This window comes from Stenotrophomonas nitritireducens (assembly GCF_050984405.1).
Classification (GTDB): domain Bacteria; phylum Pseudomonadota; class Gammaproteobacteria; order Xanthomonadales; family Xanthomonadaceae; genus Stenotrophomonas; species Stenotrophomonas nitritireducens_B.
In genome coordinates, this window is sequence record NZ_CP158790.1 from 3,303,086 (window position 1) to 3,328,561 (window position 25,476).

Annotated in this window: 18 protein-coding genes and 2 pseudogenes; 8 read left to right on the forward strand and 12 right to left on the reverse strand. The window is 67.9% G+C overall.

Annotation, left to right across the window (positions count from 1 at the left end):
• Positions 1–105: 105 nt before the first annotated feature.
• The 4 genes from qatA (at position 106) to qatD (ending at position 5,086) form a co-directional block, all read left to right on the forward strand.
• Positions 106–2,052: a Qat anti-phage system ATPase QatA gene (gene qatA, locus ABTV91_RS14770; protein ID WP_433852099.1), complete on the forward strand. Its 1,947-nt coding sequence runs from the start codon at positions 106–108 to the stop codon at positions 2,050–2,052.
• A 243-nt stretch (positions 2,053–2,295) separates the two neighbouring features.
• Positions 2,296–2,907, forward strand: a complete 612-nt coding sequence (gene qatB / locus ABTV91_RS14775) for a Qat anti-phage system associated protein QatB (protein ID WP_433854196.1) — start codon at positions 2,296–2,298, stop codon at positions 2,905–2,907.
• Complete coding sequence (gene qatC, locus ABTV91_RS14780; RefSeq protein ID WP_433852100.1) at positions 2,904–4,277, forward strand: Qat anti-phage system QueC-like protein QatC; 1,374 nt, start codon at positions 2,904–2,906, stop codon at positions 4,275–4,277. The genes qatB and qatC overlap by 4 nt, the downstream gene beginning before the upstream one ends.
• Positions 4,278–4,282: 5 nt before the next feature.
• Positions 4,283–5,086, forward strand: a complete 804-nt coding sequence (gene qatD / locus ABTV91_RS14785; protein WP_433852101.1) for a Qat anti-phage system TatD family nuclease QatD — start codon at positions 4,283–4,285, stop codon at positions 5,084–5,086.
• Positions 5,087–5,423: 337 nt separating this feature from the next.
• On the opposite strand, the gene ABTV91_RS14790 is transcribed toward qatD, so the two are convergent.
• The 4 genes from ABTV91_RS14790 to hflK all read right to left on the reverse strand — a co-directional run bounded on the left by ABTV91_RS14790 (position 5,424) and on the right by hflK (position 9,255).
• On the reverse strand, positions 5,424–6,716 hold the full coding sequence (locus ABTV91_RS14790) for an adenylosuccinate synthase (protein ID WP_433852102.1): 1,293 nt from the start codon (positions 6,714–6,716) through the stop codon (positions 5,424–5,426).
• A 231-nt stretch (positions 6,717–6,947) separates the two neighbouring features.
• Positions 6,948–7,133 carry a DUF2065 domain-containing protein gene (locus ABTV91_RS14795; RefSeq protein WP_433852103.1) on the reverse strand — a complete coding sequence of 62 codons (186 nt, stop codon included), beginning with the start codon at positions 7,131–7,133 and terminating at the stop codon, positions 6,948–6,950.
• A 152-nt stretch (positions 7,134–7,285) separates the two neighbouring features.
• Positions 7,286–8,149, reverse strand: a complete 864-nt coding sequence (hflC, locus tag ABTV91_RS14800; protein WP_433852104.1) for a protease modulator HflC — start codon at positions 8,147–8,149, stop codon at positions 7,286–7,288.
• Positions 8,146–9,255 (reverse strand): FtsH protease activity modulator HflK, encoded by a 1,110-nt coding sequence (hflK, locus tag ABTV91_RS14805; protein WP_433852105.1) that lies wholly within the window; start codon positions 9,253–9,255, stop codon positions 8,146–8,148. The genes hflC and hflK overlap by 4 nt, the downstream gene beginning before the upstream one ends.
• Before the next feature lie 147 nt (positions 9,256–9,402).
• Between hflK and ABTV91_RS14810 the strand changes: the two genes are divergently transcribed.
• Positions 9,403–10,398, forward strand: a complete 996-nt coding sequence (locus ABTV91_RS14810; protein ID WP_433852106.1) for a YhdH/YhfP family quinone oxidoreductase — start codon at positions 9,403–9,405, stop codon at positions 10,396–10,398.
• 95 nt (positions 10,399–10,493) lie between these two features.
• A complete protein-coding gene (gene pilH, locus ABTV91_RS14815; protein WP_433852107.1) occupies positions 10,494–10,880 on the forward strand; it encodes a twitching motility response regulator PilH in 387 nt (128 codons plus the stop codon).
• A gap of 143 nt (positions 10,881–11,023) precedes the next feature.
• Here pilH and ABTV91_RS14820 read toward each other — a convergent pair.
• Together ABTV91_RS14820 and ABTV91_RS14825 are read right to left on the reverse strand one after the other, a co-directional pair.
• A pseudogene (locus tag ABTV91_RS14820) lies at positions 11,024–11,927 on the reverse strand (DnaJ C-terminal domain-containing protein).
• A gap of 124 nt (positions 11,928–12,051) precedes the next feature.
• Entirely contained in the window at positions 12,052–12,489 is a 438-nt protein-coding gene (locus tag ABTV91_RS14825; RefSeq protein ID WP_433852108.1) for an Hsp20/alpha crystallin family protein, read from the reverse strand.
• 152 nt (positions 12,490–12,641) lie between these two features.
• Between ABTV91_RS14825 and ABTV91_RS14830 the strand changes: the two genes are divergently transcribed.
• Together ABTV91_RS14830 and ABTV91_RS14835 are read left to right on the forward strand one after the other, a co-directional pair.
• Positions 12,642–13,124: a peroxiredoxin gene (locus tag ABTV91_RS14830; RefSeq protein WP_433852109.1), complete on the forward strand. Its 483-nt coding sequence runs from the start codon at positions 12,642–12,644 to the stop codon at positions 13,122–13,124.
• 29 nt (positions 13,125–13,153) lie between these two features.
• A complete protein-coding gene (locus ABTV91_RS14835; protein ID WP_433852110.1) occupies positions 13,154–13,729 on the forward strand; it encodes a ferritin-like domain-containing protein in 576 nt (191 codons plus the stop codon).
• 292 nt (positions 13,730–14,021) lie between these two features.
• Here ABTV91_RS14835 and pbpC read toward each other — a convergent pair.
• From pbpC to ABTV91_RS14865, 6 genes and pseudogenes are all read right to left on the reverse strand, one after another.
• Positions 14,022–16,427, reverse strand: a pseudogene (gene pbpC / locus ABTV91_RS14840) (penicillin-binding protein 1C).
• A 123-nt stretch (positions 16,428–16,550) separates the two neighbouring features.
• Positions 16,551–21,446: an alpha-2-macroglobulin family protein gene (locus ABTV91_RS14845; RefSeq protein WP_433854197.1), complete on the reverse strand. Its 4,896-nt coding sequence runs from the start codon at positions 21,444–21,446 to the stop codon at positions 16,551–16,553.
• 124 nt (positions 21,447–21,570) lie between these two features.
• On the reverse strand, positions 21,571–22,764 hold the full coding sequence (gene prpF, locus ABTV91_RS14850) for a 2-methylaconitate cis-trans isomerase PrpF (protein ID WP_433852111.1): 1,194 nt from the start codon (positions 22,762–22,764) through the stop codon (positions 21,571–21,573).
• A gap of 1 nt (position 22,765) precedes the next feature.
• Positions 22,766–23,461 carry a hypothetical protein gene (locus ABTV91_RS14855; protein WP_433852112.1) on the reverse strand — a complete coding sequence of 232 codons (696 nt, stop codon included), beginning with the start codon at positions 23,459–23,461 and terminating at the stop codon, positions 22,766–22,768.
• 26 nt (positions 23,462–23,487) lie between these two features.
• Positions 23,488–24,588 carry a virulence RhuM family protein gene (locus ABTV91_RS14860; protein WP_433852113.1) on the reverse strand — a complete coding sequence of 367 codons (1,101 nt, stop codon included), beginning with the start codon at positions 24,586–24,588 and terminating at the stop codon, positions 23,488–23,490.
• An 81-nt stretch (positions 24,589–24,669) separates the two neighbouring features.
• Positions 24,670–25,395: a hypothetical protein gene (locus ABTV91_RS14865; RefSeq protein WP_433852114.1), complete on the reverse strand. Its 726-nt coding sequence runs from the start codon at positions 25,393–25,395 to the stop codon at positions 24,670–24,672.
• Between the last annotated feature and the right edge of the window lie 81 nt (positions 25,396–25,476).

The following is a 25,476-nucleotide window of genomic DNA, read 5'->3' on the forward strand; positions in this document are numbered from 1 at the left end:
GTCCGGAACGAGTTTCAGGCCTGTTCAGCAACATTGGATCCGCTCCGCTTTAGGTAATGCGTTCGCTTTGGTCGAAAGAAAATCTGAATCGTGAAGGAGGGGGGGATGTTCATCAGTGATCAGGAAACTGCGACGGACATGTTGCAGTACGAGGCGATCGCCAAGACCGTCGTAAAGCTCATCGAGAAATCACCGGGGGTGCCGATCACTATCGGCGTTCATGGTGACTGGGGTGCCGGTAAATCCAGCGTCCTCAAGATGGCGCAATCTTCCTTGGAAGGGACGGATGGTGTCCTGTGCATCTGGTTCAACGGCTGGGCATTCGAGGGGTTCGAGGACGCGAAGACCGTGGTCCTCGAGACGATCATCGAGGAGTTGAAGCGGGCTAGACCGAAATCACAGAAGGTCAAGGATGCCGCAAAGAAGCTGCTGAAGCGCGTCGATTGGCTGAAGACGGCGAAGAAGGCGGGCGGACTCGCATTCACGCTTGCGACGGGCATCCCAACGCTTGGTCAGATCGGCGACCTCATCGGCGCTGCCAGGTCTGCGCTCGGTAAGAGTGCCGGGGAACTCTCACGCGAGGACATCGAGGGATTCGCGGACGAAGCCTCCGGCTTTCTCATGAAGGCCGAGGAAGACAGCGTCCCCGCACATATCCACGCGTTCCGCGAAGAGTTCCTAGAGCTCCTCGACGCGGCGGAGGTGAAACAACTGGTCGTGATGGTGGACGATCTGGACAGGTGCCTGCCGCCGACCGCGATCGGTACGCTGGAGGCAATACGACTTTTCCTTTTCGTCGATCGAACCGCATTCGTCATTGGTGCCGACGAGATGATGATCGAGTATGCCGTCAGGGATCACTTCCCCGACCTCCCGCCATCTGCGGGCCCGGTGAGCTATGCACGGAATTATCTGGAGAAACTGATTCAGGTTCCTTTCCGCATTCCCGCCCTCGGCGTCGCGGAGACACGAACCTACATCACTCTCCTGCTGGTCGAAGCAGAGCTGGGTCCGGGCGACGAGGGATTCAAGAAGCTGCTCGGGCAGGCGCGCGAGGATATGCGGCAGCCTTGGTTGAGCAAGGGGATTACGCCGAAAACGTTGGCGGATGCCTTTGGCAAGGAGGGGCCGGACGTCGGTCAGGCGCTGGTATTGGCGAACCAGATCACGTCAATGCTGGCGGAAGGGACCAAGGGCAACCCTCGCCAGATCAAGCGCTTCCTGAACTCCATGCTGTTGCGCAGGGAGATCGGCGAGGCGCGTGGATTCGCTGCGCAGGTAACCGTGCCCGTGCTCGCAAAGCTGATGCTGGCGGAGCGATTCAAGCCGGATTTCTTCGACGAGATAGCGCGTGAAGCGAGCGCCGCGATGGAGGGGCGTTCCCCACGCATTCGGAGCCTCGAAGAGCATATCGCCGCGCCCGCCGACTCTGATGAGCCGCCTGCCGAGCCCAAAAAGGCGGGGGCGCTGATACGTGCCAAGTCGGCCAAACCGGCGGTTCCGACAGATATCGAGGACTGGCTGAAGATCGACTGGATCAAGTCGTGGGCAGCTCTCGAACCCAAGCTGGCCGACGTTGATCTCCGGCCGTACGTGTTCGTCACCCGCGATAAGCGGATGCTGTTCAGTGGTTCCGGTAGCGCCAGCCGACTCGAGCAGATCGCGGACGGTCTGATGGCCGGACCCATCCAGGCGAAGGCTGCCGCGAAGGAGGCGGGGGAATTGACGGCCGCTGCTGCCGAGGAACTCTTCGATGTCGTGCGTATGCGCGTCCTCCAGGGAGAGTCGTTCGCGAAGGAACCCCCGGGAGCCCGGGGCTTGGTGGAGCTGGTGAAGATTCGCCCGGAATTGGAGCGGAGGCTGTTGGACTTTGCGAAGGAACTTCCCGTGCCCAAGCTGGGTGCTTGGGTACCCGCAGCGTTCGGAAACGTCTTCAAGGATCTTGCCGTTTTGCGTGATTACCAAGGTCTCCTCAAGAGTTGGTCCGAGCAGACAGACAGCACCACCCTCAAGGCTGCGGCCGGCGCTATTTCGAAGATGGGAGACAAGTGAGCCATGGGGACATCGAAAGGATACGGTGGTGCCCCGAGTGGGCTTGTTCCGAGTTGGGTTGACGACACCGCGCCAGGCGCCGCTGCGCCCACAGCTGTTCCCGGTGGTGGTGGAGCGGCGGGAGCATCGCCAGAGGTGGCGCCAAAAGTGCCCGCCGCCGTGCCGGACGTCTCGTCGGCGGGTCGGCTCAGTACCGCAAAGGGCAACTTCACGCGGTTCGTCAGGAGCGGTGATTCGGACACGTTGCGTAGATCGATATCGCAGTACGTCCGCAACGGGACCGGGTCTGCGCGTAAGGCCGCCAGGCGGATGGGTGCCTCCCGCAGCGCCGGAACCCAGCTGCTACAGGTCATCCGCGACGTCAACCGGCAGGGCGCGGCTGCGACGTTGCAGAAGCTCAATCTGCAACATCTTTCCGGCAGACCGGCGGCGGACGTGTTCGTCGCGATGCTGGAAACCATCTGCCCACCCGGTGGACGGATCGACGAGGCCATCGCGAGGCAGGCCATGCTCGACGCGATCGCGGGTCTTGCAGATGCCGGTGGGGAGACATTCGAGCAGATGACACCGGAGCAGTTGTCCGAGTTCTTCCAAGACTTCGTCATCTACACCATCGAGGGTCGCGTGATAGCCGACATCGGCACGCACGCTATCGATTTCCCGGAGACCGTCGACGGGGTCGAGCAGGTTCAGGAGCAACTGCACGGATTCGTATCCAACTGCGTCAGGGGCCACCTCGGCGAGCATTTCGATGGGCTTGCCGAGAAAACGGACGAGCAGGTGAAGGAGACCGTCGAACGTATCTACGAAGCAGCTTTCGAACTGGTCTCAGCGATGGCAGGAGATGTGGAATGAGCAGGCAATCAATCGTTTTCAGGGTAGGGGCCGATGACAGACTGGTAGTCGCCACGCGGCTCGAGGGTTCGCATGCCACGGAATTCGCTTTCGATGGATTCGCCGATATCGACCGTCTGCTTGGCGGCGTCCTATCCAAGCTGGAACGGCTGGGCCTCCAACCCTCCGAGCGGTCTCTGGACCTGGCGATGCTGGCCGCCGCAATAACCGCAGCGGATACACGTGTCGAAAGAAGCAAGGAAGGGCAGGACGGGTGGACGAGGGAACTGGAGATATGTCTTCCGGTCCACGATCAGGAGGCATGGCTACCGGTCGTGTCTCTCTTGGAGAGGACGCTGAATTTCCTGACAGGCGATCGGTGGACGGTGACATTCCGCCCCAGGTCGCCGTCCGCGGCGCGGATCATCGAACCGCTTACGGAGACGCTCGCGGAACGTCCGACCGACGTGTGTCTTTTTTCCGGAGGACTGGACAGCTTTATTGGTGCCATTGATCTTCTTTCGGAGGGGAAAAGCGTCCTACTGGTCAGTCATTACTGGGACAGTGTTACCAGCAAGCACCAAGATGTATGTCTCAATGCGCTGGAGGAGCGATATAAAGACGTATCATTTTTTTCGGTACGCGCGCGGGTTGGTTTCGAGACGGGAGCAATCGATGGCAGCTGGGCAGAGAATACCTTGCGCGCCCGCTCCTTTCTATTTTTCTCCCTGGCCGCACTCGCAGCGGACGCCATCGGGAGGAACGTGACCATCCATGTGCCGGAGAACGGCCTGATCTCGCTGAACGTGCCACTGGATCCACTGCGACTCGGATCGCTGAGTACGCGAACGACCCACCCGTATTACATGTCCCGCTTCAACGAACTGTTGCGAGCCATAGGACTCGGCGGATCTCTCCACAATAGCTATCGTCATATGACGAAGGGCGAGATGGTCGAGGAGTGCGAGGACATCGACTTCCTCCGGGAGCACGCCAAGGAGACTATTTCGTGTTCATCGCCTGCGAAGGCCAGGTTCTCCGCGGACGAGGAGCGGCGAAAGCCAAAGAACTGCGGACATTGTGTTCCCTGCCTGATCAGGCGGGCTGCGTTGAAGCGTGGATTCGGCCAGGACGACACCGAATACCAACTCGAGGATCTGGAAAATGCCGAGCTCGACAGCAAGTCGGCCGAGGGCGAGCACGTGCGATCATTCCAGTTGGCCATCTCGCGTCTCCGTACCAAGCCGGGGCGTGCCCGCTTCGACATCCATAAGCCAGGGCCGCTAATAGACTTTCCTGACGATTGGGGGGACTATGAGGCCGTTTATCGGGATGGCTTGGAAGAGGTTGCCGACCTGCTCCAGAACGTCGAGGCACGGCCTTTGGAATGACAGACATGAGTCATGCATCGCCAAGCTGGGTCGACTTCCATTGCCACTTGGATCTGTACCAGGACCATCTCGGAGTCATCCGTGAGTGCGATGCACGGAGGATCGCGACACTTGCGGTAACAACGACGCCGAAGGCGTTCGCACGCAATGTCGACTTCGCCCTCGGCTCTCCTTATGTGACCGTCGGATTAGGCTTGCATCCGCAACTCGTTGCGGAGCGGTCCGACGAGTTGCCGTTGTTCGAAAGGCTGCTCGAGTGCACCGACTATGTCGGAGAGGTAGGGTTGGATGCCAGCCCTAGGTTCTATGCGAGCTTCCAGCAGCAGCGACGCTTATTTGATCGGATACTCCGGGCATGTAGCGAACAGGGCGGCAAGATACTGAGCATCCACAGCGTCCGTTCGGTCGCGTGGGTGCTCGGATCCTTGGAAGAGAACCTGAAGAATCCGACCTGCATCCCGGTGCTGCACTGGTTCACGGGGACGAAGTCCGAAGCGCATCGGGCGATCGAGCAGGGGTGTTACTTCTCGGTGAACGCAGAGATGATGCGGAATGCGAAGACGCATGCACTCATTCGATTCATACCAGAGGATCGATTACTTACCGAGTCGGATGGACCCTTCGTTCAGTTTGGAGAACGTCCTGCCAGACCTTCGGATATGCCGGAGACTGTGGGGTTACTCGCCGCGATCAAGAATACCGACTCAGCCCACTTGGCAGAACAAGTACTGAAGACATTACGTGCGATTCAATCTATAGAACCTGCCGTGCGGGAAGGGAAGCAGCGATCGTTATTTAAGCAGCCATGAGATGGGCTGTAAGGGCCGGCAGCAAAAAAGGACCTCTTTGTCTATTTTCTTTCGGACGAAACGCAGCATAGCGAGGCGCATTGACACCTCCGCTCTTGGCCGAAAGCGAGCGTTATTTTTTATGGCCTTTTTGTAAGCCCCGCCAATTCTCTTATGTACAAACTGGCAATTGAAACGGACACCACCCCAAGTCTGCGCCGAGAAATAACCGCTCTGCTTATTGTTAGCGATAAACTGAAATTTCTTTAACTAGCAACAAGAAGCCCCGCACATGCGGGGCTTCTTAGTTCGACCTCATCAATTCGGAGCTAGTGACCCAGCTCCTGGGACTAAGGCCTCAACCCCACGGGTCCTGCAACACCATCGTGTGGTCGCGGTCCGGGCCGGTGGAGACGATGCTGATCGGGCAGCCGGCCAGTTCTTCCAGCGAGCGCAGGTAGGCGCGGGCGGCCGGGGGCAGGTCGTCCCAGTGGGTGATGCCGTGGGTGTTCTCGCTCCAGCCCGGGAATTCCAGGTACACCGGGGTGCACTCTTCCCAGCCCTGGGCGTCCAGCGGGGCGTATTCGGTGCGCTTGCCGCGGTATTCGTAGGCAATGCACACCTTGAGCTTCTCCATGCCGTCCAGCACGTCCAGCTTGGTGATGCACAGGCCGGTGATGCCGTTGATGGCCACGGCGCGCTTGAGCGCGACGATGTCCATCCAGCCGCAGCGGCGCGGGCGGCCGGTGGAGGCGCCGTATTCGGCGCCGCGGTCGCGGATGCCCTGGCCGATTTCATCGTCCAGCTCGGTGGGGAACGGGCCGCCGCCCACGCGGGTGGCGTAGGCCTTGGCGATGCCCAGCACGTAGTCGATGGAATCCGCGCCCACGCCGGTGCCGGCCAGCGCGCCGCCCACGGTGGTGTTGGAGCTGGTGACGTACGGGTAGGTGCCGTGGTCGATGTCCAGCAGCGCGCCCTGCGCGCCTTCGAACAGCACGCGCTTGCCCTGCTTGCGCAGGTCGTGGCAGATGCCGGCCACGTCACTCTTCATCGGCTCCACGTACTCACCGAAGGCCAGCGCCTCGGCGTAGACGGCGTCGAAATCCACCGGTTCCACGCCCAGGTACTTGGTCAGCACGAAGTTGTGGTAGTCCAGCGCGGCGCGCAGTTTTTCGGCCAGCTGTTCGGGGTAGTGCAGGTCGGCGATGCGGATGCCGCGGCGCGCCACCTTGTCTTCATAGGCCGGGCCAATGCCGCGGCCGGTGGTGCCGATGGCCTTGCCGCCGGCGGCCTTTTCGCGCGCCTGGTCCAGGGCGATGTGGTACGGCATGATCAGCGGCGCGGCCGGGGAAATCTTCAGGCGCGAGCGCACTTCCACGCCGGCCGTTTCCAGCTCTTCGATCTCTTTCTTCAGCGCGGCCGGGGAAATCACCACGCCATTGCCGATCAGGCACAGCGCGTCGTCGCGCAGGATGCCGGATGGAATCAGGTGCAGGACGGTCTTCTTGCCGTTGATGACCAGGGTGTGGCCGGCGTTGTGGCCGCCCTGGAAACGCACGACGGCACCGATTTCCTCGGTGAGCAGATCGACGATCTTGCCCTTGCCTTCATCGCCCCACTGGGCGCCGAGAACAACAACTGATTGACCCATGACGGGTGACTCCTAGGTTGGCTGCAGCCATCGGGGCCGCGGACGGGACCGTGCGGGGCCGGCGGGCCTGCCTGGGTGGCGGCCCCATCGGGGGGCGGCCGGCAAACGCATGCGCCCTACACGGAAAAAGCCGAACGGGAGTGCCCCGGCCGGCTTTTCTGGATTATCCGGGTTTTGCCTGGCGGCTACCACCCCCGCCGGCCCGGGCCGCGGCGGGCGGCCGGCAGCGGTTCAGTGGCGCAGCCACCACAGCACGGCCAGGCCGATGGCCAGCATCAGCCCGCCGGACTGGCGCAGGGCCGCGGCGGGCAGTTCCAGCAGGCGCGCGGCCAGGCGTTTCCACACCAGCGGGGCGGCGAACAGGAACAGGCCTTCGAGGATGGCGACCAGGCAGAGGGCGGAGAGGAGGTCTTGCATGGGGGGCTGTTTCTCCCCTTCTCCCATCGGGAGAAGGGGCCCGTAGGGCGGATTAGGGTGCGGGCGAAGCCCAGGGATAGGGAACAACTCGAGGGCTTCGCCCCCTGCCCTCACCCCAACCCCTCTCCCGGAGGGAGAGGGGCTTTGGAGGCTCAGCGGTCGTTCTTGAGGTACTGGAGGAACGGGTCGTTCTTGTCCAGCACGATCACGCCGTTGCCGTCGGTCATGGAGCCGCGGTAGGCCTCCAGGCTGCGGTAGAAGGCATAGAACGCCGGGTCGGCCGAGCCGGCCTTGCCGTAGATGGCCGCGGCCTGGGCGTCGCCCTCGCCGCGCAGCTGCTGGGCGTCGCGCTCGGCCTCGGCCACCAGCACGGTGCTTTCGCGGTCGGCCTGGGCGCGGATGGTCAGCGACTGCTCCTCGCCCTCGGCGCGCAGCTTGGCCGCTTCCTGCTTGCGCTGGGCGCGCATGCGCTCGTAGACGTCGGTGATCACCTGGCTGTCGGTGGGCAGGTCGATCTGCTTGATGCGCAGGTCGATGATCTGCATGCCCAGGGTCTGCACCGCTTCGTTGATGCCCTTGAGCTGGCCGGCGATCAGCTCGCCGCGGTCGCCGGACACCAGCTGCTGCAGGGTGCGGGCGTTGATCTGGTTGCGCAGCGAGTCGGTGATGATCGGCGCCAGGCGGGCGTTGGCTACCTTGCCGTCGCCGCCGGTGGCGCGGTAGTAGGCGCGCACGTCGGAGATGTAGCCGATGGCGAAGAAGTCGACGCTCACGTCCTTCTGCTCGGCGGTGAAGTAGCGCGCCGGGGCGGTGTCCAGCACCTGGAAGCGGCGGTCGAACACGCGCACGGTTTCCACCAGCGGCACCTTGAAGTGCAGGCCGGGCTTGATGTCCGAGCGCACCACCTTGCCCAGGTTGAGCACCATGGCGGTCTGGTCTTCGCGCACCACGTACACCGAGCCCAGCAGGCCCATCAGCAGCACGACCAGCAGGCCGATCACAAGGGAATTCTTCATCGGCCGGCCTCCTCACGGTTTGCCGAGCGCGAACCGGAGCGGTCCGCGTTGCGAATGCTGTCGGTGGTGGGCGGCAGCGCCGGCACCGCCATTTCAGGCGTCAGTTGCGGGGCATTACCGGTCTTGCCGGCATCGGCCGGCATCGGCACGTAGATCAGCTGGCGGCCGTCGCCGCCGATGACCTTGCGGTTCTCGGCCAGCACCTGCTGCACGGTTTCCAGCCACAGGCGCTTGCGGGTGACTTCCGGGGCGTTCTTGTATTCGGCCTGCAGCAGGGTGAAGCGGCGCGCATCGCCTTCGGCGCGGGCCACGATGGCCTGCTTGTAGCCTTCGGCGGTGGTGCGCGCGCGCGAGGCCTGGCCGCGCGCTTCGGGCACCACCTTGGCGGCGTAGGCCTGGGCTTCGTTGATCAGGCGTTCCTTGACCTGCTGGGCGCCGTTCACCTCATCGAAGGCCGGCTTCACTTCTTCCGGCGGGCGCGCGTCGGGCAGGGTCAGGCCGGTGACCACCAGGCCGGTGCGGTAAGCCTTGAGCGAGGCTTCCAGGCGCTGTTCGGCGGCCACGGCCAGCGGGCCGCGGTTGTTGAGCACGGTGTTGAGGTCGGCGCGGCCCACCTGCTCGCGCACCGCGCTCTGCGCGGACTGCTCCAGCACCTGGTCGGCGTCGATGGTGCCGAACTGGTACAGGCGCGGGTCGTCCACGCGGTACTGCACGTTCAGCGCCACGTTGACGATGTTCTCGTCGCGGGTGAGCACCGGCACGTTGCTGCTGAAGGTCTTGATCTGGGTGGCGTTGACCTTGACCACCGACTCGATCGGCCACGGCAGCTTGAAGTTCGGGCCCGGCTGCAGGATGCGCGAGAACTGGCCGAAGCGCAGCACCACGCCGCGCTGCTGTTCGCCGATCAGCTGGAAGCTGGACAACAGCACCAGCAGCGCCACCGCCAGCAGTACCCAGCGCCAGATGCCGCCGTCGAACAGGTCGCGCAGCGGGCCGGGCAGTCCGCCCCATCCGCCGCCGCCATTGCCGCCGCGCGGCGTGCGCGATCCGCGCCGGTTGTCGGCGGGGCCGCCACTGTCGTTGCCGCCAGGTGTGTTCCAGGCCATGCATGCTCCATCTGTCAGGGCCTGTATGCGGGGCGTTCCCGCAATCCTGGCCGTGGTCAATCGAATCCGGATTCTACTAGATGGGGCAGACCTGACGTTTCGCAACCGCTATCTTGGTTATTCCCCCGTTCCGCTGCAGGCCGCGCCATGTCCGCCCATGCCCCCTTCACCGCCTTCCGCATCCACAACGACGACGCCGGCTACCGCAGCGGGCTGGAGCAGGTGACGCTGGACCAGCTCGCCCCTGGCGAGGTGGTGGTGCGCGCCCGCTGGTCGTCGGTCAACTACAAGGACGCGCTGGCCGGCACCGGCCAGGGCAAGATCCTGCGCCGCTTCCCGCTGGTGGGCGGCATCGACGTGGCCGGCGAGGTGGTGGCTTCCACGGATCCGGCGTTTCGCGAGGGCGATGCGGTGCTGGCCACAGGCTGCGGCCTGAGCGAGACCCGCGACGGCGGTTACAGCCAGTACGTGCGGCTGGAATCGAAGTGGGCCATCCCGCTGCCGGCGGGGCTGACCCTGCGCGAGGCCATGGTGCTGGGCACCGCCGGCTTCACCGCCGCGCTGGCGCTGCTGCGCATGAAGGACAACCGGCAGACGCCCGAACACGGCCCGCTGGCGGTGACCGGCGCCACCGGCGGCGTGGGCTCGCTGGCGGTGGACATCTTCAGCCGCGCCGGGTTCGAGGTGCACGCCATCAGCGGCAAGGCCGAGGCCAAGGAGTACCTGACCACGCTTGGCGCCACCGAAGTGCTGGGCCGCGAGGCGCTGGCCACCACCCGGCCGATGGAATCGGCGCGCTTCGGTGGCGGCCTGGACAATGTCGGCGGCGCCATGCTCACCAGCCTGCTGGCGCAGACCGCGCCCTACGGCAACGTGGCCTCGGCCGGGCTGGCCGCCAGCGCGCAGCTGGACATGACGGTGATGCCCTTCATCATCCGCGGCGTGTCGCTGCTGGGCGTGGCCTCGGCCGGCACCGCGCGCGACATCCGCCAGCAGGTCTGGCAGCACCTGGGCGATGACTGGAAGCCGCGCCACCTGGACACCCTCTGCACCCGCGAGGTGGGCCTGGACGGGCTGCCGGAGGTGTTCGCCACCATGCTGGCCGGCGGCTCGTTCGGGCGCACGGTGGTCCGGATCGACTGAATGCGGCCGCGCGCACGCTCTGGCGGCGGCGCGCCGGTTGCTTCGCGCCGCCGGCGGGCCGACACTAGGCGGGCGACATCATCTTGGGGAAGAACGTGGCGCGCATCCTGATCGTGGACGATTCGCCGTCGCAGCTGCTCGGCATCCAGCGCATCGTCGAAAAACTGGGGCATGAAACCTTCACCGCCACCGACGGCGCCGCCGGCGTGGAGGCCGCCAAGGCGGTCCTGCCCGACCTGGTGCTGATGGACGTGGTGATGCCCAACCTCAACGGTTTCCAGGCCACGCGCACGCTCAAGCGCGAGGCCAGCACCACGCACATCCCGGTGGTGCTGGTGACCACCAAGGACCAGGACACCGACCGCCTGTGGGGCATGCGCCAGGGCGCCAAGGCCTACATCACCAAGCCGTTTTCCGAGGACGAACTGTCCGAGGTGATCGCGCGGGTGTTCGCCGGCGGCGGCGACGTACCGGAAGCCTGACGCGTAGATGCGGGGCTTGCCCCGCATGAGGCTTTCCCGGCAAGCCCCGTGTGGGGCAAGCCCCACACCTACGATGCTGCAGCAAGCCCCATATATACGACACAGGAGCGCACCCAAGTGCGCGCCTGCATGCGCCCGATGCTTCAGATTTTCTCGCCGAAGGCCTTGGCCAGCGCGCGGTAGGCCTTCTGCTGGGCCTCGTTGGTCGCCACCGGGGCGATGACCTCCAGTTCCACGATCTGGTCGCCGTCCGGCTTGCCCGGCAGGCCGCGGCCGCGCAGGCGCAGCTTGCGGCCGCTGTCCGAATCGGCCGGCACCTTCAGTTCCACCGCGCCGCCCAGGGTGGGCACGCTGATGCTGGTGCCCAGCGCCGCCTGCCAGGGCGTGACCTGCAGGGTGTAGAGGATGTTGCGGCCGTCCACCTCGAACTGCGGGTGCGCGGCGTATTCCACTTCCAGCATCAGGTTGCCGCCGCCGCTGCCCTGCCCGGCCAGGCGGATCACCTGGCCCGGGCGGATGCCCTTGGGCACGCGCACGTCGAGCTGGCGGCCGTCGACGTTGATGCGCAGCGTGTCGCCGTTGTAGGCCGCTTCCAGCGGCACCGACAGCTTGGCGCGGGTGTCGCGCGTGGGCTGCGGGCCGGCGCTGCCGCCGAAGCCCTCGAAACCGCCACGCGCGCGCCGCCGCCGCCGCGCTGGCGCGCGCGAACAGGCTTTCGAAGAAATCGCTGAAGCCGCCGCCGGCGCCCGCGCCGCCGAACACTTCCTCGAAGTCGAAGCCCTGGCCGCCGCCGAAATCCGGCGGCGCCTGGAACTCCTCGCCCGGCCGGTAGCCGCGCGCGCGCAGCTGGTCGTAGGCCTGGCGCTTGGCCGGGTCGCGCAGCGCCTCGTAGGCCTCGTTGACGGCCTTGAACTTTTCCTCGGCGCCGGCTTCCTTGCTCACGTCCGGGTGGTACTTGCGCGCCAGCCGCCGGTAGGCGGTCTTGATTTCGGCATCGCCGGCCGTGGGCTCCACGCCCAATGTCGCGTAGTAATCCTTGAATTCCATCCAGACACCCTTTCGGAAAGAGTCGGGCCCGCCGCCTTGCGGCGAACGGGCCGATACGGGTTCGGCTGCCGCCGTGGCGCCATTCTAGCGGGCCACGGCGGTGCCGATGTGCGCAGCGGCGCGCTTACGCGGCGCTGGCGGTGGCCACCTGGATGCGGCGCGGCGCGGCTTCGGCGCGCTTGGGGATGCGGATTTCCAGCACGCCATCGCGGCTGCTGGCGGCGATGCCCTCGGCGTCGGCGCTGTCGGGCAGCGCGAAGCGGCGTTCGAAGGCGCCGTGGCGGCGCTCGATGCGCGAGAAGCGCTGGCCTTCCACCGGTGCCGGCGCGGCGCGCTCGCCCTTGATCGACAGCACGCCCTTGTCCATCTGCACCTCGATCGAGGCCGGGTCCACGCCCGGCAGGTCGGCGTGCAGCACGAACTGCGTGTCGTGTTCGCGGATGTCCACGGCCGGCAGCCAGCTGCCGGTGGTCGCGGCGTCCTGGGGCGTGTCCAGCAGCGGCGCCAGCAGATGGCGGATGTCGGTCGAGGTCGGCCACTGGCGGTAACGTACGATGCTCATCATGTCCTCCTGCAGGGATGCGGGGCGGGCGGCCGGAATGGCGCCCTGGCGCCCATGCACGGGAAATGCTGCGTGAAGGCCAGCCTTTCAAGCCTTTGACGCGGCCCTCAGCCCCTGCTCACTAAACTTCGATTCAGACTCTGGAGAACCCCATGACCATCCACGTCGGCGACCGCATCCCGGAAGTCACCCTCAAGCGCATCCGCGAGGGCATGGAAACCATCGACACGCAGGCGCTGTTCGATGGCCGCAAGGCGGTGCTGTTCGCCGTGCCAGGCGCGTTCACCCCGACCTGCTCGGCGCGCCACCTGCCCGGCTATGTCGAGCATTTCGAGCAGTTCCGCAGCCGCGGCATCGACGTGTTCTGCATGGCGGTGAACGACCCGTTCGTGATGCAGGCCTGGGCCAGGGCGCAGTCGGTGCCGGACGGGCTGCTGATGCTGTCCGACGGCAACGGCGATTTCACCCGCGCCCTGGGGCTGGAGATGGACGCCAGCGGTTCGGGCATGGGCATGCGTTCGCGCCGGTTCGCGCTGTACGTGGACAACGGCACGGTGCGCGGCGTGCACGTCGAGGAGCCGGGCAAGTTCGAGGTGTCCTCGGCCGAGTACATGCTCGCCCACCTCCCGGAGTAGCCCCCTTTCCACCACGGAGCACGCCCGCCATGAGCAAGCAGCCCGCCAGCAAGACCGCCATGACCGTCCCGGCGACCGTCATCACCGACCGCAAGACGCTGCGCGCCAACGCGCGCAAGAGCATCGAGGACGGCGCGATCACGCCATCCTACAGCGCCGACCGCAAGAGGGTGATCCAGCTGCTCAACGACGCGCTGGCCACCGAGTGGGTATGCGTGCTGCGCTACTACCGCCATTACTACATGGCCAAGGGCATGCTGGCCGACGCGGTGAAGGCCGAGTTCCTGGAACACGCGCAGCAGGAGCAGGCGCACGCCGGCATGCTGGCCGAGCGCATCGTGCAGCTGGGCGGCGAACCGGACTTCAACCCGGACACGCTCACCGCCCGTTCGCACGCCGAGTACAAGGAAGGCGGCAACCTGCGCGACATGGTGCGCGAGAACCTGGTGGCCGAGCGCATCGCCATCGACAGTTACCGCGAGATGATCAACTTCGTCGGCGACAAGGACACCACCACCAAGCGCATCCTCGAGCACATCCTGGCGCAGGAAGAAGAACACGCCGACGATTTCGCCGACATGCTCGACGGCTGGATCGGCGAGTAACCGCGCAGAACGCGCCCCCGGCGCTTTTCGTGGAAGGGCGTGCGAGGCAAGCCTCGCACCTACGCAGGCACAGCGCTCACCATGCCATGCGCCGGGCGGAGGGCCTGCAGGCGCCGCCGGCGGCTAGCCATGGAGCATATGCCGCGGCTGGATCGTCCAATGGCATCTGGATGCCGGAGCGGCCGAGGGCATCGTAGGTGCCGGGCTTGCCCGGCACAGGGGTGTTCCCGATATCGGTCACGAAGAGCGTGCGAGGCGAGCCTCGCACCTACGCAATCACATCGCACACCGCTCAGTGCGCCACGCGGAAGCGGATACGGGTCCAGGCGCCGTCGGCGGCCAGCGCGGTGAGGCTGTGCTCGCCGGGTTCGTCGAAGTCGTGCACGAAGCTGCGCGCGCCTTCGGTCTGGGCGATCCAGCGCCCGTCCAGCAGCCACTGCACCGTCGCCTCGCTGCCGATCGCGCGCAGCTGCAGGCGCGGCCCGTGCGTGGCGCCGGGCGCGCGCGCGCAGGGTGGCGCGGTCGGTGAGCCCGTCGATATGCAGCATGCCGTCGCTGCCGCGGCCATCGTCCGGGCAGTCCGGCGCCAGCGGCGGCAGGCGCTGCGCCTGCCGCTGGGCCTGCGACAGCCACGGCGAGGCCAGCGCCGGCCAGCGCGCCGCGCCCTCGCGCGCCTGTCGCTGCGGGTGGCCCTCGCAGCCGGCGGACAGGCGCTGGCCGCTGCGCGCATCGACCTCGAAACGCACCTGGCCGGACTGCCACAGCCGCGCGTCGCGTTCGGCGAAGGTCGGCGGCACGGTGCCGTCCAGCGCCAGCGCGGTGAGCCGACGCTGGCACATGGCCGGCGGCGTGTCGGCCGCGGCAAGGCCCAGCGGCCAGCACACCTCCACCTCGCCCACGCTGGCCGGCATCGCCGGCGCGGCGGCGTCGCCGGGCTGGCGCGGCAGGCTGTCGATCACCTCGAACATCAGCGGCAGCGCGGTGACCGCGCCGTACTGGCCGGGCAGCGGCGTGCCGTCCGGGCGCCCTACCCATACGCCGACGGTGTAGCGGCGCGTGCTGCCGATCGCCCAGGCGTCGCGGTAGCCGTAGCTGGTGCCGGTCTTCCATGCCACGGGCGGGCGGCCACCGGTGTCGAAGGTGCCCACGCCATAGCCCGGGCGCGGGTTGGAGGCGAGGATGTCGCGCACCACCCACGCCGCGCCCGGCGACACCAGCCGGCGTTCGATGCGCGGATCGTCGGCGGTGTAGCGCACGCGCCCGGCGATGCCTTCGCGGTTGAGCGCGGCGAAGGCGCCGACCAGGTCTTCCAGGCGCGCGCCGGTGCCGCCGAGGATCAGCGCCAGGTTGGGCTGCACGCCGTGCGGGAAACGCAGCTTGATGCCGGCGTTGCCCAGCCGCGCGGCGAAGCGCGACGGGCCGACGCGGTCGAGCAGGTCCACCGCCGGCACGTTGAGCGACAGCCGCAGCGCGCTGGCCGCGCCCACCGGGCCGTTGAAGGCGGCATCGAAATTGCCGGGGCGGTAGCCGCCGAAGCTCTGCGGCGCATCGACCAGCAGGCTTTCGGAATGGATCAGCCCGTCGTCCAGCGCCATGCCGTACAGGAACGGCTTGAGCGTGGAGCCGGGCGAGCGCCAGGCCTGCACCATGTCCACGTGGCCCAGCCGCGGCTTGTCGGCGAACGCCACCGAGCCGACGTAGGCGCGCGCCTCCAGCGTGGCGTTGTCCATCACCAGCAGCGCGGCCGAGGTGCGCTCGGGCAGCTGCGAGAAATAGGAGGCCACGCGTTCTTCCAGGGTGCGCTGCAGGCCGCTGTCGATGGTGGTCTGGATGTGCGCCGCACGCGGCCGGGCGCTGCGCAGGCGCTGCGCCAGCAGGGCCGCATGCAGCGGCTGCTGCAGCGAACGCGCCACCACCACGGCTCCACGCGCGCGTCGGCCACGTCCGCGGCCGACCAGGCGCCCAGTTCGGCCATGCGCGCCAGCACCTTGTCGCGGGCGCGGCGCGCCGCTTCGGGGTGGCGGTCCGGGCGCAGCCGGCTGGGCGACTGCGGCAGCACCGCCAGCAGCGCGGCCTCGGCATGCGACAGCCGCGCCGCCGGCTTGCCCAGGTAGGCCCAGCTGGCCGCCTCCACGCCTTCGATGGTGCCGCCGTAGGGCGCGCGCTCCAGGTACAGGTCCAGGATCTGCGCCTTGCCCAGGTGCGCTTCCAGCTGCAGCGCGCGCAGCAGCTGCTTGAGCTTGCCCCATGGCGTGCGCGTGTGCGGGTCGAGGATGCGCGCCACCTGCATGGTCAGGGTGGAGCCGCCGGAGACGATGCGGCGCTCGGCCAGCATCTGCCCGCCGGCGCGCAGCAGCGCCCACGGGTTGATGCCGGGGTGCCGCCAGAACCAGCGGTCCTCGTAGGTCAGCAGCGCCTGCAGGTACAGCGGCGAGACGCTCTTGGCGTCGGCCGGGTAGCGCCACACGCCTTCGGCGTCGGCGAAGGCGCGCAGCGGCGTGCCGTCGCGGGCGACGACCAGGGTGCTGGTGTCGCGCGATCTCGGCAGCGGCGGCGGGAAGGCGAGGTCGAGGACCAGCAGCAGCGACAGCGCGGCCGCGGTGCCCCAGCGCAGCCAGGGCAGCAGGCGGCGGAAGCGGCGTGCGAAACCTCTGGATTCCTGGTTCCTTTCGGGACCGCTAGTGCGTCCGGCCCTCACCCCAACCCCTCTCCCGGGGGGAGAGGGGCTTTGTGTCGCTGGTGTCCGTGATGTACCGCTCGCCATCCGCCATCCATTCATTGCAGCGCGGGCGCCTGCCTCAACCGGCGCCCGCGGTGGCCGTCACGGCTGCACGACGGTGATCGTGGTCGGGTTGGAACGGCCGACGCCGCGCAGGTCGGGGCGGTACATGTCCTCGGCCAGTGGTGGCGGCACGGTGTAGGTGCCCGGGGTGACCGCGCGCACCAGGTAGAACACCCGCGCGGTGCTGCCACGCGAAAGGTTCAGCGCGGCCACGTAGCGGTCGTCGCGGAACTCCTCGTGCTTGGCATCGGCCGCGCCACCACGGTCGTTGATCTGGATGCCGTCCACCACCACGTCGGCCCACTGCTTGGCGTCGCCGAGGTTGAAGTTCTCGATCTCCAGGCCGGCCGGCAGCAGGTCGGTCAGCAGCGCGTCGGGCATGGCGGTGTTGGCGGTGACGCTCAGCCGCACGATCAGCGCCTCGCCTTCCTTCAGCGGCCGCGGCGTCCACGGCTTGCCGTCGGGGGTGAACCAGTCGCGCTCGATGCCGATCACGCTGTTGTCCGGCGCCGGCGCCTGGCGCGGGATGCCGGCCACTTCCAGGCTGGCGAACATCGGCGCCTGGCCCCGCGGCGAGAAGCGCACGCCCTGCGCCAGCTGCGCGGCGTCGAACACGCGCGCGAACAGCTTGCGCGCGTCTATGGCCTCGCGCGCCTCGCCCACCGCCAGTTCGCCGGACACCAGTTTCTTCTGGTCGGCCATCAGCGCCTTGCCCAGCCGCGCCAGCGCCACCTGCTCCTGCGTGCTCAGCCACAGCCAGCCGCTGTTGCGGCGCGCGTCCAGCGTGCGGCCCAGGCTGACCGCGCGCGCGTCGTACTCGGGCTTGGCCAGGCCGCGCTCGTGCAGCAGCGCGATCATCAATGCATCGTCGCGCAGCGGGCTGCCGTAGTCGCCGAAGTAGGCGGGACGGTCCGTGCCGGCCATGCCGAAACCGGCGGCGATGGCGGCCTGGCCGCGCTTGCCGTCGCCCTGCAGCGACAGCGCCACGCCCAGGTGCACCAGCGACAGCCCGGTCACCGCCTTGCCGCGCTCGGTGTCGTACAGCGCGCGCAGCGTGCCCAGCGGGGCGCGGTTGACGCGCGCCAGCACGTAGCCCGAATAGGCCTGGTTGGAGAACTTCAGCGCGTCGCGGCGGTCCTGGCCGTAGAACTGGTTGCCGCCGCTGAGCAGGTCCTCGCTGATCCGGTTCAGCGCCTTCTGCAGCACGTTGTCCGGCACCGCGAAGCCGGCATCCTTGGCGTCGAGCAGGAACTCGGCGATGTACGGGGTCAGCGCCGGGTTGACGTAGTCGTCGTTGCCCCACATAGAGAAGTTGCCATTGGCCACCTGCATCGAGGCCAGCCGCCCGAACGCGCCTTCCATGCGCTCGCGGCGCGCCTTGGCGTCCAGGCCGTCGGCGCCGAGCATGGCCGAGGTCGCCTGGTCCAGCAGCAGCGCCGCGTAGCCCTTGCTGGTGGTCTGCTCGGCGCAGCCGTAGGGGTAGTTCAACGCGCCCTGCAGCGCCGAGGCGAACGGGATCGGCGGCAGCGGGCTGACCAGCATGCGCGCGTTGACCGAACCGGCCATCAGCCCGCCGGCGAACGCGCTGTCCAGGGTGATGGGCGCCAGCGGGTCGAGCGTGCGGGTCTGCGAGCGCAGCACCTGCGGCCACGCCGCGCGCACCGGCAGGTCGTAGCGGCGGTCGACCTTGAAGCCGTTGCCGTCCACCCGCACCCGCACCCTGGCCACGGTATAGCCCTCCTGCGCGGTGAGCGGGAAGCTCAGCGTCTGCTTGGCGTCGGCGGCCAGCTGCACCCGGCGCGCCGGTTCGCCGAGGGCCAGCGGGCCTTCGCCGTCCACGCGCACCGCGAACTCGCCGGGCTTGCCGGTGAAGTTCTGCACGTCCAGGGTCACCGTGCTGCGGTCGCCCGGCGCCATCACCCGCGGCATGCTGGCCTCGGCCAGGATCGGCGCGCGCACCAGGGTTTCCACGTCGCGGTTGCCGTAGCGCTGGTCCGAATACACCAGCGCCGACACCCGCAGGGTGCCGTTGAAGTCCGGCACCTGCAGGGCGATGCGGGCGTTGCCCTTGGCATCGAGCGCGACCGGGCCGGAGAACAGGTCCACGGTCTGCACCCGCGCGGTCGGGCGCCGCGCCTGCGGCAGCGCCTGCAGCGCCATGTCGCCGCCGAACCGAAGCTTGCCGCTGTTGCCCTCGAAGCTCTCGATCACCCGCCCGTAGATGTCGTAGGCGTCCACGCCCAGCCGCCGCTGTGCGAAGAAATGCGCGTTGGCGTCGGGCACCGGGAAGCGGGTGATGTTGAGGATGCCCACGTCCACCGCCGAGACGGTGACGTGCGCCGGCTTGCCGGCCAGTTCCGGGGCGCTGACGGTGACCGTCATCGGCTGTTCGGGACGCATCTGTTTGGGCGCCACCAGGCCCACCGCGACACGGCGGTCGCGGCGGTCCATCGGCACGTGCGCCACACCCACGGCGCGCGCCGGGGTGATCTTGCTCGGCGCGCTGCCGCCGCGGAACACCAGGGCGGTGACGTAGACGTCGTGCCGCTCCCACTCCTGGGTGACCGGGATTTCAAACGTGCTGCCCGGCTTGGCGTCGATGTCCTGCACGTAGAGCATGCGGTCGCTTTCGACCATCAGCACGCCGCGGCCGGCATGCGGCGGGGTCAGCGTCACCTTCAGCGTGTCGCCGGCCTTGTAGCCGGTCTTGTCCAGGGCCAGCTTGACCTTGTCCGGGCGCGCGTCGAGGCCGCGGTTGTCGTCGTTCCAGCTCCAGCCGGCGCGGAACGGGTAACGCGTGGTCAGGCCGGTGGCCGGGTCGAACACGTCCACCCGGTATTCGCCCCACTCCACCGGGAAGTCGAACTTCACCGAGGTGGCGCCGGCGTCGACGGTGCGGGTTTCCTTGTTCTCGAAGCGGCGGGTGAAATCGTAATCCCAGCGGTTGTCGTTGAAGGTCCAGTGGTAGTCGCGCAGTTCGCGCACCAGGGTGAGCTTCAGCCCCTTGGCTGGCTGCGGCCTGCCGTCGGCGTCCACGCGCAGCAGCTCGAAGCGCGCGTTGCTGTTGGCATCGGCGCCATCTTCGTCGTTGAACAACGGGCGCACCGCGACCAGCGCCGGCGCCGGCCACAGCACGCGCTTGAGCGTGCGGGTGACGGTGCGGCCGCCGGTCTCGTAGACGCTGCCGGACACCACCGCCGCCACCGTCGTGCCCTTGCCCACCTCTTCCGGCAGGGCGATGTCCTGGCGCAGCCTGCCGTCCTTCGGCAGGGTGGTGTCGATCACGTCGTTGGCTTCGCGCGGCAGGGTCACGGTGGGGTCGCCGAAGAACCAGCCCGGCATCGATTCCACCGGGTGCTGGTCCACCGCCACCGCCAGCCGGGCGGTGAAGCGGTTGCCGTCGGCCGGCGCGCCGTACAGGTAAGCGGCGTCGGCCTGCAGTTTCAGCGGCTCGCCCGGCTTGAGCGTTTTCTGCGCGCTGTCCAGGTCCAGCTTCATGCGCTCGGGCAGGAATTCCTCGATGCGCAGGGTCATGCCCTGCACCGCTTCCTTGCTGGCCGGGTCGGTGCGGAACTCGACCTGCCAGCGGCCGGTCGGCGCCTCGACCGGGATCGCCTGCTCGAAGCTGAAATAACCCTGCGCGCCCGGCTGCAGCCGGGTCTCGCGGAACACCTTGCCGTCGGGCTGTTTCAGGCGCAGGAACACCGGCTGCCCGCCCTTGTCCGGGCCGGCGACCGGCTTGCCGTCGTTGTCGCGCAGCAGCGCCGACACGCGCACGGTCTCGCCGGGGCGGTACAGGTCGCGGCCGGACCAGGCGAACACGTCGAACCAGGCGTTCTGGCGCCCGGCCACGGCGAACTCGCTCAGGTCCAGCGCCGGCTGGTTGAACGGCAGCATCGTGGTGTCGCCGCCGCTGGAGGCCACCAGCACGTGCGAGGCGTCGAGCGTGTAGTTGAGCAGGGCGTTGCCGTTGGCGTCGGTCTGGCCCTTGAGGATGGTCTCGCCCTTGCCGTCGAGCACGCGCAGCTCGACCTTCTTCACCGGCGCGCCGGAGGCCAGCGAGGCGGTGTGCACGAACAGCTGCTCCTTGTAGGCGCGGGTGTGCAGGCCGATGTCGCTGACGGTGAAGAACGCGGTGTCGTATTCGCCCTCGAAACTGCCGGTGCGCTTCATCACCGCGAAGTACAGGCCGGGCTGCTGCAGTTCCTTGATGTCCTGGATCGGCAGGTAGGTCAGCACCCGCTCGTTGGGCTTGCCGCCGAGCACGAAGCGGTTGAGGTAGACCGGCTCGGCCAGCTGCGAGATCGGCGTGTGCTCGCCATAGTCGCTGTCCAGTTCCCAGCTGCCGCGGCGGCCGCCACGCTGGTACTGGCTGAAGAAGGTGGGCAGGTTCTTCTCGCCCACGCGCAGGAACTCGACGTCCACCTCCGGCACGTTGACCGACACCACCGGCAGGCCGCGGCTCTCGCGCGCCGGCAGCACGCTGCCCTGCGAGGCGAAACCTGCGGCCGGCGTCAGCTCACCGGTGAATACCTGCTGGCGCACTTCCCTGCCCAGGCGGCTGCCGTCGGCGGCGAGCAGGTCGGCCGACACGATCAGGGTGTAGTCCTTGGCCGCCTCGACGTAGGGGTAGCGCAGGGTCTTGCCGTCGTCGGACAGCGACCAGCTGCTGTCCTCGGTGCCGACCTTTTCCTCGAAGCGCAGCAGTTTGTCGAAATCCTGGGTGCCGACCAGCGGCTGCGAGAACTCCACCGCCAGCGACAGGCCGTCGCCGCCCTTCTGGTCGGGCCATACGCGCACCAGCGCGAAGCCCTTGACCTCGTCGCGCTTGGCCTGGATCGCCTCGCCGCTGGCGCCGGGCAGCTGCCCGGTCTCGTTGCGCTTGCAGCCGGCGAGCATGGCCAGCGCCACCAGCGCCACCGCGGCCCACCGCATGTGCTTCCACTTCCTGTTGCCCATGGCGTTCTCCTGCAGACGCGGCGAGTATAGCCGCCGCCGGCGCACGCCCCGTGTGCGCCCCGGCACGCCATGCGGGGCGTGCCGGCAGCACGGCGCCGGGTCAGAACGCGTCGCCCGGCACCCGCACCGCGCCTTCCATCAGCACCCGCGCCGAGCGCGACATCACCGCCTTGGTCACCGTCCACTGGCCATCGACCTGGGCCACCGCGGCGCCCACCCGCAGCGTGCCGGAGGGGTGGCCGAAGCGCACCGCCTCGCGCTGCCCGCCGCCGGCGGCCAGATTCACCAGCGTGCCGGGCACGGCCGCGGCGGTGGCGATGGCGACCGAAGCGGTGCCCATCATGGCGTGGTGCAGCTTGCCCATCGACATGGCGCGCACGTTGAGATCGATGTCGGCGGCAGCGATGCGCTTGCCGCTGGAGGCGACGTAGTCCTTGGCCGGCGCCACGAAGGCGACCTTGGGCGTGTGCTGGCGCGTGGCCGCTTCCTCCGGCGACCTGATCAGGCCCATGCGCAGCGCGCCGGCCACGCGGATGGCCTCGAGCCGGGCCAGCGCCGCCCTGTCGTCGTTGATCGCCGGCTGCAGTTCGGTGCCGTCGTAGCCGATGGCGGCCGCGTCGACGAACACGGTGGGGATGCCGGCGGTGATCATCGTCGCCCTGAGTGTGCCGACGCCGGGCACCTCCAGATCGTCCACGAGATTGCCGGTGGGGAACATGGAGCCGCCCTCGCCTTCATCGTCCGACGGGTCGATGAATTCCAGCACGATCTCCGCCGCCGGGAAGGTGACCCCGTCCAGTTCGAAATCGCCGGTTTCCTGCACCTGCCCGTCGCGGACCGGCACATGCACCACGATGGTCTTGCCGATGTTGGCCTGCCACACCCGCACCGCCACCGTGCCGTCGTGCGGGATGCGCGTGGCCGGGACGAAGCCGTTGGCGATGGCGAACGGCCCCACCGCGGTGCTGAGGTTGCCGCAGTTGCCCGACCAGTCGACGAAGGCGCTGTCGATGGAGACCTGGCCGTACAGGTAGTCGACATCGTGGTCCGGCACCGAGGCGGGGGCGATGATCACGCACTTGCTGGTGCTCGACGTCGCCCCGCCCATGCCGTCGGTGTGCTTGCCATACGGGTCGGGCGAGCCGATCACGCGCATCAGCAGCGCGTCCCGCGCCGGGCCGGGGACGCGCGCCGCTTCCGGCAGGTCCTGGAGGCGGAAGAACACGCCCTTGCTGGTGCCGCCGCGCATGTAGGTGGCCGGGATGCGGATCTGCGGGGGGGTCTTCGTGCTCATGTCACTTCCAATGATCGGGGCCCAGGAAGGGGATGGAAACCAGGAATACCGGGATCGCCGCCACGCCGACCACGCTGCCCACCGCCTGCAGCGGGGTGAACAGCGGCGCCGGGGCGCGGTTCACTTCCAGCCGCGCCTGGATGGGGGTGGGCAGCCGGCTTTTTTCGAGCAGCGCGGAGGTGTCCGGCAGGCGCACCCAGACGCCGTCGCCCTCGAACAGCGCGCTGTAATAGTGGCCGCCGCCGGAAGGCAGGCCACAGGCCGGGTCGGCGGCCTTGAGGTAGCGGTCCGGCACGCGCGCCGGATCGTCCAGCGCCGCCACGTCCAGCCGCTGCAGGCCGAAGCGCGCCGCCTGTTCCGGCGTCACCCGGTCGGCGTGCAGCAGCATGCCGTAGGTGCCGCGCACCGTTTCGGCCGGGGCATTGCCCTTGACGTCGAGGCGGTAGTTCAGGCGCGCGCACGCCACCGCGTCCTTCAGCGGACTGTCCATCAGCTCGCGATAGGCGCGGAACGGCGCGGCGTCGAACACCGCGGTGCGCAGGGTACCCAGCAGGTACAGCTTGCCGTCGGTGGAGACGAAGGCGCCATCGACGCGCTCGGTGCCGACATGGTGCTCCGGCAGGCTCATGCAGCCGGTCAGCGACAGCAGTGCGAGGCCGGCAGCGCCCATTCCAGCGGTGATCCGGCGCATGGACATGACTATTCGTGAAACGCTTTTCCTGTTCATTCCTTGCTTTCGTTGCCCTTCGACTTCGATACCTTGCTCGTCTTCTTCCCTACAGGCGCTTTACGTGCGACGGTCGCCTCCAGGGTTCGTGCCGTCGCGCGCAGGTCCTCCATGTACATTGCTTCTGCGGCGCGCTCTGCGTCCATTCGCCGCCGCTCGGCGAAGGCATCGTACTGGCGCTCGGCCCAGTCCAGCGCCTGCACGTGACTGACCTTGCCGGCGCCTTCCAGCACCGGCAATTCGGTATCGCGCAGGAACTTGTCGAGGAAGCCCTCCCAATCGGCCAGGCGGATGTCCTGGCGCCGCGTGGCGCGGAACTCGGCCTGGTCGAGGAACATCACGGTGATGCGGTTGAGCGTGTCGACTTCCTGCTCGTCCAGATAATTCTTGGTGGTACCCACGTCCTGCTTGAGCACGCGGCTGCCCTTCCAGGTATTCAGGCCCATGTTGGGCTGGCCGGCATCGGCACGCCGATGGACGATTTCCGCCGCGGTCAGGCCGGTGGCCGCGTAGTGCATCTTGTTCTGCATGAGTGCAAAGAAGCGCTGGCTGGCCTGCTCGCCTTCGCGATAGTCCACGGCCATGGCGAATATCTCGCGGATACGCTGATACACCCGCGCCTCGCTGGCGCGGATATCGCGGATGCGCGCCAGCAGTTCGTCGAAGTGGTCGACCGGGCCACGCCCGCCCTTGAGCCGCTCGTCGTCCAGCACGAACCCCTTGGCCAGGTACTCGGCCAGCCGCGCCGTCGCCCATTGGCGGAATTCGGTGCCGCGCGCGGAGCGGACGCGGTAGCCGACGGCGAGAATCGCCTCCAGGCTGTAATGGTCCAGCAGGCGACGGACCTCGCGACCACCCTCGACCTGAACCATTCGGGATTTCCGAATGGTTCGTTCAGGTTCAACCTCGCCTTCGTCGTAAGCGTTGGACAGGTGCTCGTTCACGGTGGGCACCGACACGCCGTACAACTCGGCGATCTGGCGCTGCGTCATCCAGACCGTCTCGCCGATCAACCAGACCCGGACACCGCCTGCACCGCCCCCGGCCGGGTAGATCAGCAGCTCCCCCTCCGTGGCAGAAGCCATGTCCTTGCGCATCTTGTGCCGTCCCGGAACTGTCAAAGTAAGGAGAGAGTTTGCCGGGCAAGCGCTGGATCCGCACCTGCCCGTACACCTGGCTTATGCATGGCGACGCCCATGACCACCGGCGTTGCAACGCCGCCGGCGCTCGCCGGCCTGCGCCCCATGTTGCCACCGGAACAGCCACAGGATCGCCAATTTGGTGCTGCCGCTGACCACCGCCAGCAATAGCAGCGGCCAACCCAGGCGCAGGCCCATGGCGAAGGCGAAGACCACCGTGGACAGGTCCATCAGCAGGATCAGCTGGCTCATCCGCAGCGACACCGCGCCGGTGTGGCCGCTGCTCAGGATCAGCAGGATCTGGTGCGCATAGCCCTGCGCCAGCAGCGCGGTGATCGCCACGATCATCGTGCTGGCGAGCACCCTGCCCTCGTCGACGTGCTGGCCGCCGCGCAACAGCCCGGCCAGGGCGCAGGCGAACGCCGCCAGCGCCAGCAGCAGGCTGGCCAGCGATGCGCGGCTGCGCCGGTCGCGCCAGATCTCGGCCAGGATCAGCAGTACCAGCAGAGAGGCCAGCAGCCGCGGCCAGACGATGAAGTGGTTGAACGGGGCGATGCTGTAGCCGTAGACGAAGAAGGACAGGTAGGCCAGGAAGCTGACCGTGAACTGGTTGAGCGACAGCACCGCGGTGGCGCCGTCGCTGGCATCCGCGCGCCGCCGGCGGCGCTGGACCAGGCGCAGCTGCGCCGCCACGCCGGCCAGGCTGAGCAGGATGAAGGCGGTGTTCACCGTACCGGCGATGTTGAAGAACAGGCTTCCGGTCATGGCATCGTGCGGCGTGTCCAGCGGCGGGTGTCCAGCGTGCCGCCGGCGCAGGCACGCAGGCGGCGTCCGCTCATGGCAGCC

Excerpts from the sequence above, each read along its gene's own strand:
- qatA (WP_433852099.1), top strand. The coding sequence starts at position 106 with ATGTTCATCAGTGATCAGGAAACTGCGACGGACATGTTGCAGTACGAG.
- qatC (WP_433852100.1), top strand. The coding sequence starts at position 2,904 with ATGAGCAGGCAATCAATCGTTTTCAGGGTAGGGGCCGATGACAGACTG.
- qatD (WP_433852101.1), top strand. The coding sequence starts at position 4,283 with ATGAGTCATGCATCGCCAAGCTGGGTCGACTTCCATTGCCACTTGGAT.
- ABTV91_RS14790 (WP_433852102.1), bottom strand. The coding sequence starts at position 6,716 with ATGGGTCAATCAGTTGTTGTTCTCGGCGCCCAGTGGGGCGATGAAGGC.
- ABTV91_RS14795 (WP_433852103.1), bottom strand. The coding sequence starts at position 7,133 with ATGCAAGACCTCCTCTCCGCCCTCTGCCTGGTCGCCATCCTCGAAGGC.
- hflC (WP_433852104.1), bottom strand. The coding sequence starts at position 8,149 with ATGAAGAATTCCCTTGTGATCGGCCTGCTGGTCGTGCTGCTGATGGGC.
- hflK (WP_433852105.1), bottom strand. The coding sequence starts at position 9,255 with ATGGCCTGGAACACACCTGGCGGCAACGACAGTGGCGGCCCCGCCGAC.
- ABTV91_RS14810 (WP_433852106.1), top strand. The coding sequence starts at position 9,403 with ATGTCCGCCCATGCCCCCTTCACCGCCTTCCGCATCCACAACGACGAC.
- ABTV91_RS14825 (WP_433852108.1), bottom strand. The coding sequence starts at position 12,489 with ATGAGCATCGTACGTTACCGCCAGTGGCCGACCTCGACCGACATCCGC.
- ABTV91_RS14830 (WP_433852109.1), top strand. The coding sequence starts at position 12,642 with ATGACCATCCACGTCGGCGACCGCATCCCGGAAGTCACCCTCAAGCGC.
- ABTV91_RS14835 (WP_433852110.1), top strand. The coding sequence starts at position 13,154 with ATGAGCAAGCAGCCCGCCAGCAAGACCGCCATGACCGTCCCGGCGACC.
- ABTV91_RS14845 (WP_433854197.1), bottom strand. The coding sequence starts at position 21,446 with ATGCGGTGGGCCGCGGTGGCGCTGGTGGCGCTGGCCATGCTCGCCGGC.
- prpF (WP_433852111.1), bottom strand. The coding sequence starts at position 22,764 with ATGAGCACGAAGACCCCCCCGCAGATCCGCATCCCGGCCACCTACATG.
- ABTV91_RS14855 (WP_433852112.1), bottom strand. The coding sequence starts at position 23,461 with ATGTCCATGCGCCGGATCACCGCTGGAATGGGCGCTGCCGGCCTCGCA.
- ABTV91_RS14860 (WP_433852113.1), bottom strand. The coding sequence starts at position 24,588 with ATGCGCAAGGACATGGCTTCTGCCACGGAGGGGGAGCTGCTGATCTAC.
- ABTV91_RS14865 (WP_433852114.1), bottom strand. The coding sequence starts at position 25,395 with ATGACCGGAAGCCTGTTCTTCAACATCGCCGGTACGGTGAACACCGCC.